17 protein-coding genes are annotated in these 20,474 nt (G+C 39.1%); 15 read left to right on the top strand and 2 right to left on the bottom strand.

Features of this window, described 5'->3' with window-relative positions:
• Positions 1–65 precede the first annotated feature (65 nt).
• The 9 genes from C4S54_RS07445 to C4S54_RS07405 all read left to right on the top strand — a co-directional run bounded on the left by C4S54_RS07445 (position 66) and on the right by C4S54_RS07405 (position 8,934).
• The gene (locus tag C4S54_RS07445) at positions 66–983 is read left to right on the top strand and encodes a YihY/virulence factor BrkB family protein (protein ID WP_242973761.1); all 918 of its coding nucleotides are present in this window, start codon (positions 66–68) and stop codon (positions 981–983) included.
• Positions 984–1,007: 24 nt separating this feature from the next.
• Positions 1,008–2,180 carry an AI-2E family transporter gene (locus tag C4S54_RS07440; RefSeq protein ID WP_103868966.1) on the top strand — a complete coding sequence of 391 codons (1,173 nt, stop codon included), beginning with the start codon at positions 1,008–1,010 and terminating at the stop codon, positions 2,178–2,180.
• 10 nt (positions 2,181–2,190) lie between these two features.
• Complete coding sequence (locus C4S54_RS07435) at positions 2,191–2,400, top strand: hypothetical protein (protein WP_103868965.1); 210 nt, start codon at positions 2,191–2,193, stop codon at positions 2,398–2,400.
• A 77-nt stretch (positions 2,401–2,477) separates the two neighbouring features.
• Positions 2,478–3,581 carry an endonuclease/exonuclease/phosphatase family protein gene (locus C4S54_RS07430; RefSeq protein ID WP_242973760.1) on the top strand — a complete coding sequence of 368 codons (1,104 nt, stop codon included), beginning with the start codon at positions 2,478–2,480 and terminating at the stop codon, positions 3,579–3,581.
• Positions 3,582–3,674: 93 nt separating this feature from the next.
• A complete protein-coding gene (locus C4S54_RS07425; protein ID WP_103868963.1) occupies positions 3,675–4,934 on the top strand; it encodes a 6-phosphofructokinase in 1,260 nt (419 codons plus the stop codon).
• A 24-nt stretch (positions 4,935–4,958) separates the two neighbouring features.
• Positions 4,959–6,335 carry a GGDEF domain-containing protein gene (locus C4S54_RS07420; protein ID WP_103868962.1) on the top strand — a complete coding sequence of 459 codons (1,377 nt, stop codon included), beginning with the start codon at positions 4,959–4,961 and terminating at the stop codon, positions 6,333–6,335.
• Positions 6,336–6,452: 117 nt separating this feature from the next.
• Positions 6,453–6,731, top strand: coding sequence for an HU family DNA-binding protein (locus C4S54_RS07415; RefSeq protein ID WP_013280467.1), 279 nt, complete (start codon positions 6,453–6,455; stop codon positions 6,729–6,731).
• 169 nt (positions 6,732–6,900) lie between these two features.
• Complete coding sequence (locus C4S54_RS07410) at positions 6,901–8,559, top strand: GGDEF domain-containing phosphodiesterase (protein ID WP_103868961.1); 1,659 nt, start codon at positions 6,901–6,903, stop codon at positions 8,557–8,559.
• A 126-nt stretch (positions 8,560–8,685) separates the two neighbouring features.
• The gene (locus tag C4S54_RS07405) at positions 8,686–8,934 is read left to right on the top strand and encodes an HPr kinase (protein ID WP_022775297.1); all 249 of its coding nucleotides are present in this window, start codon (positions 8,686–8,688) and stop codon (positions 8,932–8,934) included.
• 61 nt (positions 8,935–8,995) lie between these two features.
• Here the strand turns inward: C4S54_RS07405 and C4S54_RS07400 are convergent, their stop codons facing one another.
• Positions 8,996–9,883, bottom strand: a complete 888-nt coding sequence (locus C4S54_RS07400; RefSeq protein ID WP_103869069.1) for a DegV family protein — start codon at positions 9,881–9,883, stop codon at positions 8,996–8,998.
• A gap of 210 nt (positions 9,884–10,093) precedes the next feature.
• Between C4S54_RS07400 and C4S54_RS07395 the strand changes: the two genes are divergently transcribed.
• The 6 genes from C4S54_RS07395 to C4S54_RS07370 all read left to right on the top strand — a co-directional run bounded on the left by C4S54_RS07395 (position 10,094) and on the right by C4S54_RS07370 (position 19,257).
• Entirely contained in the window at positions 10,094–11,158 is a 1,065-nt protein-coding gene (locus tag C4S54_RS07395; RefSeq protein ID WP_103868960.1) for a substrate-binding domain-containing protein, read from the top strand.
• Positions 11,155–12,681 carry a sensor domain-containing diguanylate cyclase gene (locus C4S54_RS07390; protein ID WP_103868959.1) on the top strand — a complete coding sequence of 509 codons (1,527 nt, stop codon included), beginning with the start codon at positions 11,155–11,157 and terminating at the stop codon, positions 12,679–12,681. Before C4S54_RS07395 ends, C4S54_RS07390 begins: the two co-directional genes overlap by 4 nt.
• A gap of 472 nt (positions 12,682–13,153) precedes the next feature.
• Positions 13,154–13,798, top strand: a complete 645-nt coding sequence (locus C4S54_RS07385) for a manganese efflux pump MntP (RefSeq protein WP_103868958.1) — start codon at positions 13,154–13,156, stop codon at positions 13,796–13,798.
• Between the two features lie 393 nt (positions 13,799–14,191).
• Positions 14,192–15,238, top strand: a complete 1,047-nt coding sequence (gene pheS / locus C4S54_RS07380) for a phenylalanine--tRNA ligase subunit alpha (RefSeq protein WP_330405633.1) — start codon at positions 14,192–14,194, stop codon at positions 15,236–15,238.
• Between the two features lie 17 nt (positions 15,239–15,255).
• The gene (gene pheT / locus C4S54_RS07375; RefSeq protein WP_103868957.1) at positions 15,256–17,676 is read left to right on the top strand and encodes a phenylalanine--tRNA ligase subunit beta; all 2,421 of its coding nucleotides are present in this window, start codon (positions 15,256–15,258) and stop codon (positions 17,674–17,676) included.
• An 81-nt stretch (positions 17,677–17,757) separates the two neighbouring features.
• On the top strand, positions 17,758–19,257 hold the full coding sequence (locus tag C4S54_RS07370; protein ID WP_074883996.1) for an aminopeptidase: 1,500 nt from the start codon (positions 17,758–17,760) through the stop codon (positions 19,255–19,257).
• A gap of 54 nt (positions 19,258–19,311) precedes the next feature.
• Here C4S54_RS07370 and queA read toward each other — a convergent pair whose 3' ends face one another.
• A complete protein-coding gene (queA, locus tag C4S54_RS07365; protein ID WP_103868956.1) occupies positions 19,312–20,361 on the bottom strand; it encodes a tRNA preQ1(34) S-adenosylmethionine ribosyltransferase-isomerase QueA in 1,050 nt (349 codons plus the stop codon).
• Positions 20,362–20,474: the final 113 nt, after the last annotated feature.

Below are 20,474 nucleotides of genomic sequence, written 5' to 3'. Positions count from 1 at the left end.
AATCAAAAGCAGCCATGAAATATTGGCTGCTTTTTCCTTTTGTACTACAAACAGGGAGATCAGTTATGAATGTAAAAGCTGCACTTATAGCAATGGGAGTGGACTTTGCTACAAAGATGCAAAAAAAGAATATAGCAGCGTTTGCAAGCAGCACAGCTTTTTTTCTGATACTTTCATTTATCCCCCTTCTTCTTTTGGTTACATCAATACTGCCATATACCACAGCTACCAAAGAAGATCTGGTGCGAGCCATTATTCAGGCTACGCCTTATTTTGCCCATGATATCATTGTAAGACTTGTGGATGAAGCCTACATGCAGTCTCCGGCCATATTGTCGTTTTCTGCTATTATTACTATCTGGGCGGGATCACTTGGTATGCTGGCTCTTATCAGAGGTCTTAACTGTATCTACGACATTGATGAACGAAGAAATTACATCTATTTAAGACTTATTGCTTCGGTTTATACACTGGTAATGATCGTTATCATGCTTCTGATGCTGGTGCTCATGGTTTTTGGAAAACTGATAGAAAGCTTTTTTATAAATTTGTATTTGCCGGTTTCATATGTTTTCACGTTTTTAGTTAATTTTAGGTTTATACTTGTTATAGGAATTGCGCTTTTTATGTTTGCGCTTATATATACCTATGTTCCAAGTGCAAAATTTAAATTTATATATCAGCTTCCGGGAGCAGTTTTCTCAGCAGTTGTCTGGTATGTCTTTTCATGGATATTCTCTGTTTATGTTGATATGACTGACAGCTATTCTCTTTACGGAAGTCTGGCTACGCCTGTGATCATGATGTTTTGGCTGTATTCCTGTATGTATATTTTCTTTATCGGAGCTTTTATCAACAGATTTTTCCATCCCGCGGTTAAAGTCCTGTATCAGGACCATCATCAGAAAACAGTCAGGAAAAAGGCTAAAAAGAAGAGCACAAAACAACTGAGAAAACCGAAAAAGTATGATGAATTTGGATGATCATTTTCCTTTAAGGAGGTAGTTATGAAGTTCAATGGTAAGTGGTTTAAGAAAAGGTGGGTTTCCTATTCGATTGCTACCTGTTCTGCAGTTTTATTTTATATGCTGCTGTCACATCTTTCTGAAATTCTTTGTCTGTTTGAGGATTTATATGGATTTATCAAACCGGTGGTCGTAGGAGCTGTAATAGCATATATTTTTGATCCCTTAGCCCGTACATTTAACGGATCGATCTTTAAGAAGATTAAAAACGAAAAGACAAAGTGGAAACTTTCAGTTGCAACGACGATAGTTGTTATCATAGCTGCGGTAGTTCTTTTGTTTGTGGCGCTTATTCCACAGGTTGCGGACAGCGTAAGTACTTTTGCTTCGAATCTGGGATCGTACATTGCTTCATCACAGCAGTTGCTCGACAGTTTTGAAAATCAGTCCGGTAATAAGATTTTTGGAATTGATGTCAGTGGAATTGCAGATTTGGGCGAAAGAGCACTTGATAATATCAGTAAGTATTTTACAAATCAGGAGAATATGCAGAATTTTTTAGATGGATCTGTCAGCGCAGGAAAAGGCGTATTTGATTCATTGATTGCATTTATCCTTGCAATTTATCTTATGCTTGATAAGCATAGACTTATAAATGGAATATCCAGGGTAATGAATCTGATACTGAAGGAAAAGACCTATGTAAATGCTGGAGATTTCCTTGCAAGATGTAATCAGATCCTTATCAGATATATAAGTTTTGACATTATTGATGGAGTTATAGTAGGTGTTATCAACTTTATCTTCATGCTTATTGCAGGAATGAACTATTCTGTACTTATTTCTGTCATCGTTGGAGTTACCAATCTTGCTCCTACATTTGGACCTATAGTTGGTGCGATTATTGGCGGTTTTATCCTTGTCCTTGTTAAACCATGGCATGCTTTATGGTTTTTGATATTTACAATTGTGTTACAGACAATTGACGGATATGTCCTTAAGCCCAAGCTTTTTGGAGAGAGTCTTGGCGTATCACCTCTTATGATCCTGATCTCCATCATTTTGGGAGGCAGACTATTCGGAGTTGTAGGTATTCTTTTAGCTATTCCTTTTGCGGCAATCATAGATTTTGTCTGGAAGGATTACTGCCTTAAAAAGCTTGAGGAAAGAAAATTAAAGAGTTACAATAAGGATATAAAAGAAAAAGATGTATAGGAGGGGGACTATGACAGAATTTGTAGATGCTGCAATTGAATTTGCTAAGGACAAACTTGATCAGGCAATGGAAATATGGGACAGCTTTGATGAAGACAAAAAGAAACTCTTGATTGGATGTGCTGTTGCCGGCGTCTGTGTTATAGTCGTGGCTTCAGTATTCTATGGATTAGGAAAAGCAAGAGGTAAAAAACTTGCCCTTATGGAAGAGGATTTTTAAAAGAAATTTTTTAGACTTCCGTTTGCCAGGCATTCGTGAGATTCCTGGTGACGGAAGTTCTTTTTTTAGGAGGAAATGTGAAAAAGATCATTAAACCACTAATCATTACAGTTTGTTCATTGCTTGCCTTTATACTGCTGATATTTGCTACGGTACTGGGATATCTTACTTTGGATGAGTATAATCCTGCTGCTGTGGAAAAGCTCGAAGTTGAGAATTATGGCGAAAAGACTTTAAAGACAAATAAGTCCATAAGGATAATGACCTGGAATATTGGATATGGAGCCCTTGGCGACAATGCTGATTTCTTTATGGACGGCGGACAGATGGTTAATACTGCGACTCATGAAAGAGTCGAGTACAACCTTGATGGTATTGTGGACAGAATAGATGAGATAAATCCTGATATTTTAATGGTTCAGGAGATGGATCGCAATTCTACAAGGTCTCATTTTGTTGATGAGTATGAGTATATAAAAAAGAAATCCGGAAGCTATGTTGCCAAGAATCAGAGTACTTTTGCTTACAACTTCAAGGTTTCTTTTGTTCCTTATCCGATTCCTCCTATAGGAAAAGTTGAGGGCGGAATTGCTACTTACAGCTCATTCATAATAGATGAAGCTGAGAGAGTACAGCTTCCGTGTCCGTTTTCATGGCCACTTAGAACAGGTAACCTTAAGAGATGTCTTCAGGTAATGAGACTTCCTATTGAGAATTCTGAGAAAGAACTTGTTCTTATCAATCTTCATTTGGAAGCCTATGACGATGGCGAAGGTAAGATTGCCCAGACCAATATGTTAAAAGAGATTATGAAAGAAGAGTTTAATAAAGGCAATTATGTAATAGCCGGTGGCGATTTTAATCAGGTCTTTTCCAATATTGATACAAGTAGCTATCCTGTGCTTGAAGGTAACTGGGAGGCAGGCGTGATAGATGTGTCAGATTTTGGTGTCGATTTTCAGTTTATGACAGATGTTTCCAATCCTACATGCAGATCTCTTGACAGAGTGTATGCTGATGCCCAGGATAAGTCACCGGAAGCTTTTCAGTATTACGTGATAGATGGTTTCATAGTTTCAAGCAATATTGACGTTCAGAGCCTTAGAACGCACAATACAGTATTCCAGTATTCAGATCATAACCCGATCAGTATGGATGTGGTTCTTTTACCAGATACTTAAGAATAGTCGATAATTTGATATAAATAGTGACAGTTGACGTTTTTTTGAATATAATAAGAGTACATGATATTTCGTGAAAGGGGACTGGAGGAAATGGTACAGAAAAAGAAACGTAACGTTATTGTTGGACAGTCGGGAGGTCCTACAGCAGCTATCAACTCGTCACTTGCCGGAGTTTACAGAACTGCTAAGGATCGTGGATACAACAAGGTTTATGGAATGATCCACGGCGTCCAGGGACTTATGGAAGGCAGATATGTTGACCTTTCAGATCACATTCAGAGCGGACTTGATATTGAGCTTTTGAAGAGAACCCCATCTGCATATTTGGGATCATGCAGATTTAAACTCCCAGAAATCTTTGAGAACAAAGAGATCTATGAGAAGATATTTGATATCCTGACAAAACTTGAAATTGATTGCTTTATCTATATTGGCGGAAACGACTCTATGGATACGATCAAAAAGCTTTCAGATTATGCTATTATTTCCGGATCTGATATAAGGTTTGTTGGTTGCCCTAAGACAATTGATAACGACCTTGCACTTACAGATCATACACCGGGTTATGGCTCAGCAGCCAAGTATATCGGAACCTCTGTTAAAGAGATCATCAGAGACAGCTGGTCCCTTGAAACCAGTCATGGACAGGTTATTATCGTTGAAGTAATGGGAAGAAATGCCGGATGGCTTACGGGCGCAACAGCACTTGCAAGAGGCGAGGACTGTGACGGACCTGATGCAATCTATCTTCCTGAAATTCCATTTGATATGGATGCATTCCTTAAGAAAATCAAATCCCTGCTTAAAAATAAAGCATCCATCGTTGTTGCTGTATCAGAAGGTATCAGAACAAAAGATGGTAAGTATGTAAGTGATATGGACAACAACATTGAGTATGTTGATGCATTTGGACATAAGCAGCTTACAGGAACTGCAAGATATCTTTGCAATGTTGTTGCCAGCGAGTGCGGTTGTAAGACTCGTGCTATCGAGCTTTCAACACTTCAGAGAGCAGCAAGCCATTGTGCATCAAGAGTTGATATTCTTGAAGCTTACGAAGTTGGCGGTGCAGCGATGAAGGCTGCGGACGAAGGTGACAGCGGAAAGATGGTTGTTATCGAGAGACTTTCTGATGACCCTTATCAGGCCGGAACAGAAGTTAAGGATGTTCATAAGATTGCCAATGACGAAAGAACAGTTCCAAGAGAGTGGATCAATAAAGAAGGCACATATGTAACTAATGAGTTCATCACCTATGTAAGACCTCTTATTCAGGGTGATGTCGGACCAATCATGGTTGACGGTATTCCAAGACACCTTTACAGACCTGGATTCCAGGATATTTTATGATTAGGCCACCTTTTAGGAGGAACTATGGCTTCAGATAATGCAGGAATTGCGATAGTTGATGAGGAACTAAATATTATCGACGCTGATTTTGCTTTTTCTGATTATGTTTCAGACCCGGATCAAAAGAGCTTTCTATCTAATGTTTATCCGGATGACCAGCATTTATTGTATGAAATGGTAGAGCATCTCGCCAGTACAACCGGCGAGACGCTCTGCTTTCGCGTTTTTGGGAAAAACAATAATCTGTTCTGGGTGATTGCTGATTGTAAGAGAGCAGATGGCAATCCAAAGAATATTTCCATTTCATTAAAAGATGTTGAGACACTTAATGGTGGGAACAGTCGTTCCATCGACTATGGAACAGGTCTTTTAGACAAACAGGCTATAATTGATTATGCCAAATCCAGGATGGTCGAAGGAAGTGATGGCTTCTCACTATGTATCATGGACATTGATAACTTCAAGAAGATAAATGACACCATGGGTCATTCCTTTGGAGATAAGATCCTGTTTGAGGTTGGAAAAATAGTCCTTGATGTTTTAAAAAATGACGGAAAAGCCGGAAGAATCGGTGGCGATGAAATCATGCTTGTCATAAATGGCAAGACTGATTCAAATGGACTTAGAAGTTATTTAAAAGCAATCCGTGAACGTGTAGAGAAAATGCGGTTTGATAAGGATGGTTATCCACTTGTTACAGTGTCAATCGGAACGGGCAATTATCCTAAAGATGTAGATTCCTATGATAAGCTTTTTAACCTTGCAGACAAGATGCTTTATAGAGCCAAGAACAGAGGAAAAAACAGATATGTGATGTATAACCCTGAAGTTCATGGCCCTATAATAGATGGTGAGCTTGATACGATCGGAGGCATCGTGGGCTATGCCAAGCCGCAGGATAAGACTAAGCTGGTATTGGGATTTTTGGATGGATTCTTCGGGTTTGGCAATAAGACTATTGTAACTTCATTCATGCAGCTTATCGTCACCTATGAAATTGATGAAGGATATATTTTTTTCAAAAATGTAAAAGAAAGTTACATTGGCTTTAAGCGCAGGACTGATACAGGTAACGAAAATGACCAAAAGCTTGGAATGATCGAGGAACATGTAAGCAGCCTTGCATATGCGACTGACAGAGCATTTGATGAAAAATTCGATGACAACGGAGTGTTTGTTGTAGATACTCCGGAGAATCAGTTGAGGTCAACAAGTGCCTTGGAGTTCTTTAGGGACAATGGAATAAAGCATGCTTTCTTTTATAAGATGAATGAAAAGTATCAGATGGGCTACATGGCACTGTATAATACTCGAAATAATTCGCGAAAAATGCCTCAATCCGACATAGCTGACTTCACTTATCTGGGTAAAATGATCGAAATCGCCATAAATTCTAGGTAAAAAAGGATAAAAATCAGAAAAACATAGTATTTTTCTGCATTTTACTGTTGTTATGAGTACATATTAGTGGTAAAATGGGCTTTGTAATAAATAATTTCTTTTTGGAGGGAAAATTAAATGAACAAGACAGAACTTATCGATGCAATCGCTAAGGAAGCAGGACTTTCAAAGAAGGACGCTGCTGCAGCACTTAACGCATTCACAGACACAGTAACAAAGGAGCTTAAGAAGAAGGGTAAGGTTCAGCTTGTTGGTTTCGGTACATTCGAGACAACAAAGAGAGCTGCTAGAACAGGTAAGAATCCTCAGACTGGCGCAGCTATCAAGATTCCTGCATCTGTAGCACCTAAGTTCAAGGCTGGTAAGGCTCTTAAGGATCTTGTAAACAAGAAATAATTTTCTAACGAAGCTAAAGGCTATGCCATAATATGGCATAGCCTTTTTCAGTGTAATTAATTTTCAATATTTGTTATTTTATGGTTTGTATGTAATTGAAAAAAAGTATTTTTTTTTATAAAATTATATTGTGTCACACTTTTACAAAAAACATTATGAGGATGTGTCCATGACATTTGAAAGAAGTTTTGAAAATTACGTACAGATTTTATCTGAAGAGGATGTGACTCCCGAGATTTCGCCGGGAGCTCTTTCTGATGTTGCCAAGGAATTTTCTTTGCGCTCAATTGTCGCAATAGTGTCTGATTCCAAGGATTCTGATAAAGCCGGCGAACCTGATGTGGTAATACCACTATTTGGACCTGTGCCTGAAAAAGAAGCACCGGCATATCTTTTTAAACATAAAATGGCTGGACGCAAGGAAGTTACATATAATGTTTTTCTTTATGGTGATAAGGGCTGGTCAGAGGAAGAATATAAGGCTTTTGCTGTTATCATCGATATACTTTCTTTCCATATGGAGCGTTTTCTTTTATCACAGGTGGTTGAAAAGAGCGCCCTTACTCAGTATCTTACAGGTCTTCCAAATTCAGGTGGATTTGTTCAGTACGCCACTAAACTCTTTGGCACCAAAGCTATATATGAATATGATTCATTCTATTTTAATTTAAAGAGCTATGGCCTTATCAGCAGGAGATATGGGCTTGCTGAGGGTGATGAGATAATGAAGCGCTACGCGAAAAAACTCAGGGAATTTTGTGGACCTGATGAGATTGTTGCTCATTTTGGCGGCGATAATTTTACTGCGCTCATCAAAAAAGAGAGGACAAAAGAATTCCTTAAGTTCTTGTCTGCAGTACCGGTTTATGGCGAAAAAAACGGCAAGAGGGATGAATTTACCATTGCAGCTGTTATAGGTGTGTATGCTGTGGATGAGTCGTTAAAAGAGCCGGGACAGCTCATTTCAAGAGCTATCATGGCTTGTAACTATGCCAAGAATGTAGCAAATAAGCCTTATGTTTTTGTTAATAAGGCTATGAGTACCAGAATTTACAGACAGAAACAGATAGAGGACAGATATGAGGAAGCTCTTGCAAATGAAGAGTTCAGGATATATCTTCAGCCGAAGGTAGACACTATCACAGGAGAAATTATTGGTGGTGAATCTCTGGCAAGATGGTTCTGCAATGGAGTTGTTCTTTATCCTACAGAGTTTGTACCTATCCTTGAACAGGAGGGAATGGTTGCATCTCTTGACTTGTATGTCCTTAAAAAGACATGTGAATTTATTAATGACTGGAAACAAAAGGGACTACTCCCTGTGCCTGTTTCCGTTAATTTCTCAAGGAAAGACTTAAGTTATAAGCACCTTGCAAAGGAAATTATAAGGATAATCGATGAAAGCGGAGTTGAGCGCAAGATGATCCAGATAGAAGTTACAGAAACTTCAAGTGAGGATGAGAGAATACTCATGACAGCTTTCCTTGAAAGACTTAAAGAATATGGAATCGCAACCTCAATTGATGATTTTGGAACAGGATTTTCATCTCTTTCAACTCTTCGTGATTTTCCGGTGTCAGAGATAAAAATCGACAGATCATTTATAAATAACGATAATCTCAATAAAAGTGACGAAATAGTGTTAAGAAATATTATCACAATGGCAAAAGAACTAGGAGTGAGTGTAATTGCCGAAGGCGTTGAGAGAGAAGATCAGATTGAACTTTTAAAACACGTTGGATGCCACGTGGTTCAAGGCTTTTTGTATGATAATCCAATGCCGAAATCAGACTTTGAAAAACGTCTTGAAAAGAGATTTTATTCTTGATTTAATAATTTATACTTTTTTTATTCTTTTTCTGTTCACATTTTGTACACAAAGTGCTATCATATATCCTGTTGTTGCTTTTGTTGAGGCTGCGGCGTACTTATGAGATAAAAGGGGAATAAAAAAATGAAAAAAGAAGTTAGGGTTTCACTAGGGTGCAAATCACAGATTGTTCAGTTTATCAATATGAACTCAAAATCTGCTTGTGAAATCGATGTGCAGGATGGGCACAGCTACATCGATGGGAAGTCTATTGTTGGTTTATTATCACTCAATTTATTCAGACCACTTGATGTAACACTTATAGGCGACGACAAAAAGATCACTAACCTTATTAACGATTATGATGTACATCATTTACTTCTTGCTGAGTAATATCAGATGTACGGATAATTCACAAAAAGGGCCATGGTAGAAATACCATGGCCTTCATTTTTTAATCGATTCTTTTGCTTCCCCAGAAGAAGAGTGCAACTGTACCTGGGCCTGTGTGGCTTCCGATAGTTGTTCCAATACTGAAGATCTTTACTCGTCCCTTTAATTTAGGGAACTTTTCCTCAACCATATCTGCAACAGCTTTTGCATCTTCGTAACAGTCTGAGTTGGAAATGTAGCATTCTCCATCATAATCTGCACCATTTTCTGCAAGCTCAACCATCTTCTGTACCTGAGCTCTCATTACAGCATTTTTGCCACGAATCTTGGATCTTACGATCAGATGTCCCTGATAATCTACATTCATAAGAGGGCAGATATTAAGTACATTGCCAATTGTTCCGGCAACCTTTGATACACGGCCGCCTCTTACAAGGTACTTGAGGTCTGATACAAAGAACCAGTGCTGGCAGTTGAGCTTGTGCTCAATAACCCACTCATAAAGTGAATCAATTGACATGCCCTCATCTCTTAAATCTGCAAGCTTATCCATAAGAAGACCATATCCTGCTGAAGCAGCAAGTGAATCTACTACGTAAAGCTTTCTTTCAGGATATTTTTCTTTTAACTGTTCCTTTGCAATAGTAGCTGAATTAAGAGTACCGGATATTCCTGAACTAAGTGTCAGATGAAGAACATCCTTTCCTTCTTTGAGGAACTTTTCAAAGTATTCGAGATATTCACCTACACTTACCTGAGATGTTTTTGTCATTGAACCATTTGCCATCATGGTATAGAACTCTTTGAATGGAATTGATTTTCCGAGATCATCCGGAAATTCTGTTCCGTCAATTTCGAAGTGGAAACAGATATAGCTGATGTCTCTTTTGCTGAAATGCTCGTTAGTCAGATCTGCTGTAGAACAGCAGCTTAATATGTAATTGCTCATAAGCGTCCTTTCAAAATAAAAATAATCTACAAACATAATACATTATTAGCCTTGAGGTATCAAACATTTTTAGCTAAAAAAAGCGGATTGAATAATATCTAAATTACGCATTAGTTTTCTTTTATATAATTTTAAGATTAAAAAATAGCGAAATATAGTATCATTTAGTGTAGGGACATAGTGAGTATTTATGTGAGCAAGGAGATAATTATGCTCGGAAAATATAGAATATATATTCACAAATTGATGATATTGGCGCTTACTTTTGCTGCAGCCTGTGTATGTAGCGGATTTTCAAGTGGCAAAACAAATGATGAGGAGCTTGACAGCGTCGTAGACTTTGTTCATGAGTTGGATGATTATGTTCCCAAAAAGGAACGCTATAATTTTTATTTTACATATAAAATAGTTCATCCTTGGTGGGATGCGGTTGCACTTGGAATGGAAGATGCCCAAAAGAAATATTTGGAAAAAGGTATAGTGATAACCTACGAATATATGGCTCCAAAGGCAGCTTCTGAAGAGGATCAGAGAAAGAGATTAGCTGCTGCAGAGCATGGAAACTATGATGTGATCGGAGTGGATGTTGCAGATGCAAAAACCATAACACCTGTTCTTGATAAGATGGTGGATTCTGGATATAAAGTCATGACTTTTTCAAGTTCCGATGCTGAAGATGGATGTAAAAGGATCGCGTATGTTGGAAATACTCACAACTATAAGGATGGAGCTGACTTAACAGAAGAGCTTTGCCAAAAACTTGGCTATAAGGGAAAAATCGCAATACTAGTAGGAAGTCCCGGGGCTCCATGCCATGAGGAACGCGCTCAAGGGGCAAAGGATACAATAGCAAAGTATGAAAATATGGAAATCGTGGCGGTAGAATACGACATGGATTCCATAGAAAATGCATATGATCTGGCAAAACAGATTTTAAAGGAGCATCCGGATGTTGACGGATTTGTATGCTGCAATATGAGTAATCCCGTAGGTACAGCCAGAGCCGTTACCGAGCTTGGCAGTAATGCAGTGATCGTTGGAATGGATCATGACCATGAGGCTCTCAATTATCTAAAAGACGGAGTTATTTACTGCCTTGGAGTTCAGGACTGCTACTCAATTGGTTTTGATACATTACAGGTAGCGGTAAAGATTGCAGACGGAAATGTTCCGGGAGATCTTTTTCCGGAAAAGACTAATGAAACAACAACCATTATATATCAGGAAGATGCACCTGCAATGCTTGAAGTTTTATATGGAGATGCTTTGCAATGAAGAAAATAAGGATAACGGAGAAGACGTTTGCTACTACTGCTGTGGTAGGAAGTATCCTGATAGTTATCATGTTACTTGCAAATACTTACTGGGCCTATATTGAATCTGTCTCATCAACTAACCAGGCAGTTTCAGCAGTAAGTGCTTTCTATCTGAAGTCAATGGCGGACAGACGATCCAAAACTATCACAAACCTTATAGAAAACAATTTCGATTACATGGAAAAGGCAGTTAGTGTCATTGACGATGAAAAAATCGAAAATCAGGAAGATTTAAGAGCGGCGATTGGTCGAATGAAGAAGCTTCTTTCTCTTAACAGGTTTGCGCTGGTTGATGAGGATAATATTGTTTATACACAGTATACTACCTATACAGGTGGTAGCAGGCATCCTTTCCTTGCCCAGGATACTATGTCAGAGAAGATGATGATAAGTACAGTGTATGTATACGGCTCATCCAAAGAACTGTGTCTTGCTATTCCCATAGACAGATATTTTATGGGCAAGAAATTTAAGGCCTGTTTTGTTCAGATAGATATTAATGATATTGTGAATCTGCTTGCTTTTGATGATCAGGAAAGTACTAATTTTGCTCTTTATTCTCAAAATGGAGGAAATATATCCGAAACAGACCTTGGACCGCTTATTGGAAAACAAAACATTATAGAGGCAACTAAAGGGACAGTTTCTGAAGAGGAATGGAATGCATTTTGTAATGATTTTGCATCGGAAAAGGGAGGAACTCTTAATTTCACAGTGGATGGAGTTGTGGAGACTTTGTGCTATGAACCGGTAAAAGATACCGGTTGGGAACTGGTGGTTATGATACGAGAGAGTGTTATCCAGTATCACATCCAGGAGATAAGTGATAAGAGCCTTCAAACTAATCGTGCCCAGATTATTTTTTTATTAGTCATAGTCACATTGTTCTCAGGAATTCTTTTTGTAATGTTCAAACAAGTTGCTAAAGAACAACTTGATGAAGAAAAAGAAAACAGTAAAGTCCTAAAGACCATGGCCAATACAGACTCCATGACCGGCGTAAGAAATAAACATGCGTATATGGAGGCAGAATCGCAATTAAATAGCAAAATACAGGAAGGAACAATGGAAAACATTGCTCTCGTTGCCTGTGATATAAACGGTCTGAAATATGTTAATGATACAAAAGGACATGCTGCAGGAGATCAGCTGATAAAAGAGGCCAGCTCGCTTATTTGCGATGTTTTTAAACACGGATCTGTATATAGGACCGGTGGTGATGAGTTTGTGGTTCTTTTGCAGGGAAAAGGTTATGACATTAGGCTTGAGACAATAGAAGCATTTAACAAAATAACAGAGGAAAACATTAAGAATAATTCTACAGTAGTTTCAATCGGCTATTCAACGCTGATGCCTTCAGATGAACAGTTGCATGATGTATTTGAAAGAGCTGATCAAATGATGTATGAACGCAAGAAAGAGCTTAAGCGAATGGGGGCTAAAACAAGAGAATTTGCAGATGAAAATAATGAAAATACATAAAAATTTTGAGCAAGAGTTTGAATGGTGAATTGTGTATCAGTATTGACGCGAATTGTTTGAATTGTCTGATAATAAATACAATTAATAGTGAGTTGTTGACAAAATTATCATCAGATGGTATATTATATATACAATCACATTGTAGATAAAACCTATGTAGTCCAAGTGGCTTATGCTTCACGAAAGATGAACGAAGGTTTTCGGAGCGGCTGACATTCACAGCGACGGTGGCTTAAGCTTCACATTAGCCAAGGAGTGTCAAGGAGTCGCTAAAGGATGTGATTAACATAGATTCGCAAAATAAACAATTGCAGAAAGAAGAGGATAGTCCCTTGGAAATTTCAGAGTAAGGGCGGGCGTTCATAAAAGTATGGATGCCCGCCTATTTCATTTCCCAGAGCAGCGCATTTAATATAGTAATATAAGTTACATAGTGTTATAATGGTCAAATATTCGGTTAGGAGAGAATATTATGGCTAAGTATATATTGTTTGTATTTAATAGTATTCTTCTGGGTTTTGGACTGGCGATGGATGCTTTTTCAGTTTCCCTGGCAAATGGTTTTATAGAACCCAAAATGAAGAAGGGCAGAATGAGTTATATGGCTGGGATCTATGCGGGATTTCAGTTTCTCATGCCTGTAATAGGATGGTTTCTGGTGCATAACGCGGCACATCTTTTCAGCGGATTTCAGATGTTCATTCCGTGGATAGCGCTTATTCTTTTAGCTTATATTGGTGGAAAAATGCTTCTTGAGGGTATTAAGGAAAAGAAGTGTGACAGGGACGGAAAGTGTGATGGCTGCACCAATAAAGAATGTCCTAAATTCGGAAATGTTGCAGGAGAGAGTTCTCTTTCTTTAAAACTTTTGTTGGTTCAGGGAGTGGCAACATCTATAGATGCCTTATCTGTTGGATTTACGATTGCGGATTATAATGCTTTGATGGCTATTGGAAGTGCTACAATAATTGCTGTTGTGACTTATGTTGTATGCTATATAGGAATAGGTCTTGGCAAGACATTTGGAACAAGGCTTGCCTCCAATGCCAAGATATTAGGCGGAGTTATTCTGATTGCTATTGGCCTTGAGATTTTTATAAAGAGCTTTTTGGGCTGATTTTTTTGTTACGAAATTTGTGTCATTTGCTTGACTTTTATAATATCGAAACATAGAATAGTTAAGAGTATTTTTAATTTAATAATTCAAATGCAATGATGGTGTCAGATTTATATCTGAAGATGTCATATTATCCTTTGAGAGAGCAAGGGTCACTGGCTGAGAGCCCTGCAGGCTATGGTATGTACGGAAGTTTCGCACCGGAGCAGTTTTGGTGAAGGCTTTTTGCTTGTAGTCAGGATCGTAAGTCTACGTTACAGATAAAACCATTATGGTTGAGAGCCTGTTTTGACAGGAACATGGGTGGTACCGCGGTGATTGATCGTCCCTTGTATAGTTTTACAGCTATACAAGGGATTTTTTTATGATATAGGAAAACAGGAGGAAGAAATTTTGGAAAACAGCGTATTACGTCAGCAAATTGAAGCAATTCGTGAAGAAATCAAAGAAAATTCAAAGTTGCTTGAAAGCTCAAAGCATGTTTATGAGCAGAGAAAGGTCTTTTTGGATAACAAAAGCGGTAAGATTTCTGCACTGATGAAAGAAATGAAGAACATCGCTGCAGAGGATCGTGCTGAATATGGTAAGAATGTAAATGAACTTAAGCAGTGGGCTCTTGAACAGTTTGATGAACTTGACAAGAAGATGAAAGAAAAAGAGCTTAAGGCAAGATATGAAAGAGAAAAACAGGACGTTACAGAGCCTGCCAAAATGCGTTATCAGGGCAATCTTCATCCTGTAACACAGATGAGAGAGACTCTTATCGATATCTTTGAAGGAATGGGCTTTGAAATATATGAAGGCACAGAAATTGAGAATGATTACTACAATTTCACTGCACTTAATACTCCTGCAGATCACCCTGCAAGAGATATGCAGGATACATTCTATCTTAGCCCTGAGTTCCTTTTAAGAACCCAGACTTCATCAGGTCAGATCCATGTAATGGAAAACAAGAAACCACCGATCAAGATTCTTTCACCTGGTAAGGTTTTCCGTTCAGATGATGATGCAACTCATTCACCTATGTTCTCACAGATGGAAGGACTCGTAGTTGATAAGAATGTTACACTCTGTGACCTTAAGGGAGCTTTGGAGACCTTTGCACAGAAGATTTTTGGAGAGGGAACAACAACAAGACTTCGTCCTTCTTACTTCCCGTTCACAGAGCCTTCTGTAGAGGTTGACTGCAGCTGCTTTGCATGTGGCGGCAAGGGATGTAATCTCTGCAAGGGTACAGGCTGGATTGAGGTTCTTGGTGCCGGTGTTGTTAACAAGAAGGTTTTAGAGAACTGTGGAATTGATTCAGAAGAGTACAGCGGATTTGCATTTGGTATCGGTATTGAGCGTGCTACAATGCTCAAATACGGCATTAACAACATCAAGCTTTTATATGAGTCAGACCTTGATGTCCTTAAGCAGATCGATCACTACGAATAATTCAGGAGGAGAATGAAATGTTAGTACCTTTAAGTTGGCTTAAAGATTTTGTTGATATAGATTTAGAACCAAAGGAACTTGAGAAAAAGCTCTTTGACTGCGGTTTTGAAGTAGAAGAGTGCTGGGAAGTAGGAAAAGACATATCAAATGTCGTAGTTGGACAGGTAGAGAAATGTGAACCTATTCCTGATACTCATCTTCATGTTTGCCAGGTGAATGCAGGAGAGCACGGAACATTCCAGGTATGCTGCGGTGCAGACAATGTTCAGGCAGGAGGTAAATATCCACTTGCGCTTGTTGGTGCAACAGTAATTGAAACAGAGAAAGATCATGTAACTGTTATCGGTGTTGCAACTATCAAAAAAGGCAAGCTTCGCGGCGTAGATTCAGAGGGTATGCTCTGCTCAGGTGTTGAGCTTGGTGTAACAGAGGATATGTATCCGGGAGCCGGCTACAACGGACTTTTGGTATTCCCTGAGGATACAGAGGTAGGCGCTGATGTTAAGCCAATACTTGGCCTTGATGACTGGATTTTTGATGTTTCAATCACTGCAAACAGACCTGACTGCCAGAGTATTTACGGCCTTGCAAGAGAGGTTGCAGCTGCACTTGATAAGCCATTAAAAGAGATTGATCTTAGCTACACAGAGACAGATGTTGAGAACGAAGGATTTAGTGTAACTGTAGAAGATCCTGATCTTTGCCCAAGATATATCGGTCACTATGTATATGATGTAAAGCTTGGTGAGAGTCCTCTTTGGATGAAGAGAAGACTTGCTATGGTTGGTAATAACTCCATCAATAATATCGTTGATATCACTAACTATATTATGAGAGAGCTCGGACAGCCAATGCACGCATTTGACGGCAATTTCCTTGAAGGTAACAAGATTGTTGTTAGACGTGCCAAAGCAGGAGAAAAGATTGTTACTCTTGATGAGAATGAGTTTGAGCTTACAACAGACAATCTTGTTATTTGTGATGGTGCAAAGCCTGTAGCTCTTGCAGGTATCATGGGCGGCCTCAATTCAGAGATTCGTGATACAACAACAACTGTTACATTTGAAGCTGCCAAGTTCATGCGTGACAACATCCGTAAGAGCTCAAGAGCTCTTGGACAGTCATCTGATTCATCAGCTGCTTTCGCAAAGGGCGTTTACGAATATACAACTGTTATAGCAATGAAAAGAGCTCTTCATCTCATTGAACAGCTTGGAGCAGGCAAGGTTTCCAAAACTCATGTTGATATAAATACAGGAAACAGCCTCGATAAAAAGGAAATGAAGGCATCCATAAAGAAGGTTAACGGAGTACTTGGTATCGAAGTTCCTACTGAAGAGATCAAGAGAATCCTTACAAATCTTAATTTTGAGCCTGAAATAAATGGTGATGAACTTACTATTAAGATCCCTGCATATCGTGAGGATATGGAAGATTATCCTGACATTGCAGAAGAGCTTATCCGTATGTACGGATATGAGCATGTTGAGCCAACATTCCTTAAGAATTGCAGCGTTACCGTTGGTGGCAGAAACCTGAAGCAGAAGACAGAGCTCAGGATCAAGAGAGCTCTTTGTGCACAGGGAGCATATGAATGCATGCACTACTCATTCTTCTCACCAAGTGACCTTGACCTTTTGAGATTTGCCGAGGATGCACAGGAGAGAAAGGCTATAAGGATCCTTAATCCTATAAATGAAGATCTCTCACTTATGAGAACAACACTTGCAGCACAGATGATCCATGCTATTGCAAGAAACCAGAAGAAGGGTACTCTCGAGGGAAGATTATTCGAGCTTGGTAACAGATTTGTTCCAAAGGCTCTTCCACTTACAGAATATCCTGATGAGAAAGCAACTCTTTGCATCGGTATTTTCGGTGAGGGAGAGGATATCTTTACATTAAAGGGACTTGCTGAGAACGTAGCTGATGCTCTTCACATAAGCTTCAAGTATGAGCCTGCAACCAAGACTTATCTCCATCCTTACAGAACTGCAAAGATCTTATGTGAAGGCGAGGAGGTAGGATACCTTGGACAGATCACTTATGAGATCCAGGATGAGACTGATATGAGAATACCTGCTTATATCTGCGAGATAGATCTTTCAGTACTTGAAAAGTGGTATGGCAAGACTCCTACATTTACACCACTTTCAAAGTTCGCGGTTGTTAAGCGTGATCTTGCGCTTATCATGGATAAGACAGTTACTTGTGGAGAAGTTGAGGATGCTATCTATGGATCCTGCAAGTATGTAACTGATGTGCATCTCTTTGACGTATATGAGGGACTTCCTATTCCTCCTACAAAGAAGAGTATGGCATTCACGATTACATTCACTCCTAAGGATGAGGAACTTACTGATGAAGCTGTAAGCGGATATGTAGACAAGATGCTCAGAAAACTCTCATTCACAATGGGAATTGAAATTCGTTCTTGATTTGCCTGATGGCACAGTAGGTGTTAAAATAGTCATTGCTTTAGTTAGCAATGGCTATTTTATTCTCGAAAGGAGCTTAATATGAATAGAAAAAATGTTTGGGCAAATTACAATGCCACACAGCTTAAAGCTGTAGATAAGTTTGCTGAGGATTATAAGAAATTCCTTGATAATTCAAAAACAGAGCGTGAAGCAATTGATACAATTGTTAACGAGATTGAGGAAGCAGGATACAGAGAACTCAATACTTTGATCGGTACAAAGACAAAGCTTAAAAAGGGCGATAAGGTATATAGCGTATGGATGAATAAGTCAATCGCTATCTTCCAGATCGGATCAGATCCTATCGAGGCTGGTCTTAATATCCTCGGTGCACACATCGATTCTCCAAGGCTTGATGTTAAGCAGAATCCTCTTTATGAAGACAACGGATTTGCTTACCTTGATACACATTACTACGGCGGAATCAAAAAATATCAGTATGTTGCTATGCCACTTGCTATTCACGGCGTAGTTGTTAAGAAAGATGGCACAACAGTACAGCTTAATGTCGGTGAGGATGAGGATGATCCTGTATTCTTTGTTTCTGATCTTCTTATTCATCTTGCTGCAGATCAGATGAGCAAAAAGGCTTCAAATGTAATTGAAGGTGAAGCTCTTGACTTAATCGTTGGTCACAGACCATTTGTTGTAGAAAGCAAGGAAAAAGAAAAGGCTGAAAAGGCTGATAGCAAGCTTTCTGCAGGTGAGAAGTATGCAATTGCTGCTGAAAAAGAAGAAAAGGCTGAGAGTGGAAAGCTTTCAGGAGCAGTTCGCCGCGGAGTCGTAGCTCTTTTAAATGATCTATATGGAATTGAAGAAGAGGACTTCATTTCAGCTGAACTTGAGATCGTACCTGCTGGTAAGGCAAGAGATGCCGGATTTGACAGATCAATGATCCTTGGCTATGGTCATGACGACAGAGTATGCGCATATCCTTCAATGCGCGCTATTCTTGAAGCAAAGAACCTTAAGAGAACAGCTTGCTGTATCCTCGTTGATAAAGAAGAAATCGGAAGCGTTGGAGCAACAGGTATGCGCAGCCACTTCTTTGAGAATGCTGTTGCAGAGCTCATGAATCTTACAAAAGAAGGATATAATGATCTTTCACTTAGAAGATGTCTTGCAAACTCATGCATGCTTTCTTCAGATGTAAGTGCCGGCTTTGATCCTACATATGCATCAAGCTTTGAGAAGAAGAACGCTGCATTCCTTGGAGAAGGACTTGTATTCAATAAATTCACAGGTTCAAGAGGAAAATCAGGTTCCAACGATGCAAATGCAGAATTTATTGCTGAGATCAGAAGAGCATTTGAGAAGGATGGCATCATCTATCAGACAGCAGAACTTGGCAAGGTAGATGTTGGCGGTGGCGGAACTATCGCTTATATTCTTGCTCTTTACGGAATGAACGTTATCGATTCAGGCGTAGCAGTACTTAACATGCATGCACCATGGGAAGCAATCGATAAGGCTGATCTCTACGAAGCAAAGAGAGGTTATGTATCATTCCTTCAGAATATCGATTTTAGAAATGAATAAATAAGAAGACAGAGGGACGGGGTCAGACCCCGTCCCTCTGTCTTAGAATAATTATTATTTAAAGAAACATGCATCTCCAAAGGAGAAGAAGCGGTAGCGTTCTTTGATGGCCTCTTCGTATGCGGCAAGAACGTGCTCTCTGCCTGCAAGTGCTGAAACAAGCATTACAAGTGTTGACTCAGGCAGATGGAAATTGGTGATAAGCTGGTCAAGAACCTTGAATTTATAGCCTGGATAGATAAATATTGATGTATCTCCACTGCAAGCTGATAGATGTCCATTTTCATCAGCGGCACTTTCAATTGTTCTGCAGCTTGTGGTTCCTACACAGATAACACGGTGACCGTTTTCTTTTGCCTTGTTGATCTTGTCGGCAGCTTCCTGTGTGACCTGATACCATTCTGTGTGCATATGATGCTCTAGTACATTGTCTACTTTAACAGGTCTGAATGTTCCAAGACCAACATGAAGAGTAACAAAGGCCATATCTACGCCTTTGGCTTTTATATCTTCAAGGAGCTTTTCTGTAAAGTGAAGTCCCGCAGTTGGTGCGGCAGCTGAACCTTCATACTTGGCATATACAGTCTGGTACATGTTTTTGTCCTGAAGCTTATGTGTGATGTAAGGTGGGAGAGGCATCTCACCAAGTCTGTCCAGAACTTCCTCCCAGATTCCGTCGTAATAGAACTTAACAAGTCTGTTTCCTTCATCAACAATATCAAGAATCTCAGCTTTTAAAATTCCACCGCCAAATGAAACTCTTGCGCCGGGTCTTAGCTTTTTACCGGGTTTAACAAGTGTTTCCCATACATCAGCTTCTTTCCTTTTAAGAAGGAGAATTTCTACTGCAGCGCCTGTTCCTTCTTTTTCGCCCAGAAGCCTTGCAGGAATGACCTTTGTGTTATTGAGTACGAGGCAGTCACCGGGCTCGAGGTAATTTATGATCTCGTTAAACTTATGATGCTCTGTTTCTCCTGTTTTTTTGTCTACCACAAGGAGTCTGCATTCATCTCTTTTTTCCATTGGATCCTGTGCGATCAGTTCCTCAGGAAGATCAAAATAGTAATCTGAAGTTGATAAACCTAATTCTTTATTTTCCGCCATTTCTATCTCTTTTCTATATATTATTATTTATCAAATTGAAGTTTTTACTTGGAGCAATATACTTATCGTGCCACGTTATTATAGCAAAAAATTAGTGAAATACAACCTTGGAA

The sequence above is a fragment of the Butyrivibrio sp. Su6 genome (genome assembly GCF_900108105.1).
In the GTDB taxonomy this organism is placed as follows: Bacteria; Bacillota; Clostridia; order Lachnospirales; family Lachnospiraceae; genus Butyrivibrio.
The sequence above is the reverse complement of the archived record's forward strand: the minus strand, read 5'-3'. Positions and strand labels throughout refer to the sequence as shown.

Bases quoted from the DNA above. Each gene is read 5' to 3' on its own strand.
- C4S54_RS07445 (WP_242973761.1), top strand. From the start codon at position 66: ATGAATGTAAAAGCTGCACTTATAGCAATGGGAGTGGACTTTGCTACA.
- C4S54_RS07440 (WP_103868966.1), top strand. From the start codon at position 1,008: ATGAAGTTCAATGGTAAGTGGTTTAAGAAAAGGTGGGTTTCCTATTCG.
- C4S54_RS07435 (WP_103868965.1), top strand. From the start codon at position 2,191: ATGACAGAATTTGTAGATGCTGCAATTGAATTTGCTAAGGACAAACTT.
- C4S54_RS07425 (WP_103868963.1), top strand. From the start codon at position 3,675: ATGGTACAGAAAAAGAAACGTAACGTTATTGTTGGACAGTCGGGAGGT.
- C4S54_RS07420 (WP_103868962.1), top strand. From the start codon at position 4,959: ATGGCTTCAGATAATGCAGGAATTGCGATAGTTGATGAGGAACTAAAT.
- C4S54_RS07415 (WP_013280467.1), top strand. From the start codon at position 6,453: ATGAACAAGACAGAACTTATCGATGCAATCGCTAAGGAAGCAGGACTT.
- C4S54_RS07410 (WP_103868961.1), top strand. From the start codon at position 6,901: ATGACATTTGAAAGAAGTTTTGAAAATTACGTACAGATTTTATCTGAA.
- C4S54_RS07405 (WP_022775297.1), top strand. From the start codon at position 8,686: ATGAAAAAAGAAGTTAGGGTTTCACTAGGGTGCAAATCACAGATTGTT.
- C4S54_RS07400 (WP_103869069.1), bottom strand. From the start codon at position 9,883: ATGAGCAATTACATATTAAGCTGCTGTTCTACAGCAGATCTGACTAAC.
- C4S54_RS07395 (WP_103868960.1), top strand. From the start codon at position 10,094: ATGCTCGGAAAATATAGAATATATATTCACAAATTGATGATATTGGCG.
- C4S54_RS07390 (WP_103868959.1), top strand. From the start codon at position 11,155: ATGAAGAAAATAAGGATAACGGAGAAGACGTTTGCTACTACTGCTGTG.
- C4S54_RS07385 (WP_103868958.1), top strand. From the start codon at position 13,154: ATGGCTAAGTATATATTGTTTGTATTTAATAGTATTCTTCTGGGTTTT.
- pheT (WP_103868957.1), top strand. From the start codon at position 15,256: ATGTTAGTACCTTTAAGTTGGCTTAAAGATTTTGTTGATATAGATTTA.
- C4S54_RS07370 (WP_074883996.1), top strand. From the start codon at position 17,758: ATGAATAGAAAAAATGTTTGGGCAAATTACAATGCCACACAGCTTAAA.
- queA (WP_103868956.1), bottom strand. From the start codon at position 20,361: ATGGCGGAAAATAAAGAATTAGGTTTATCAACTTCAGATTACTATTTT.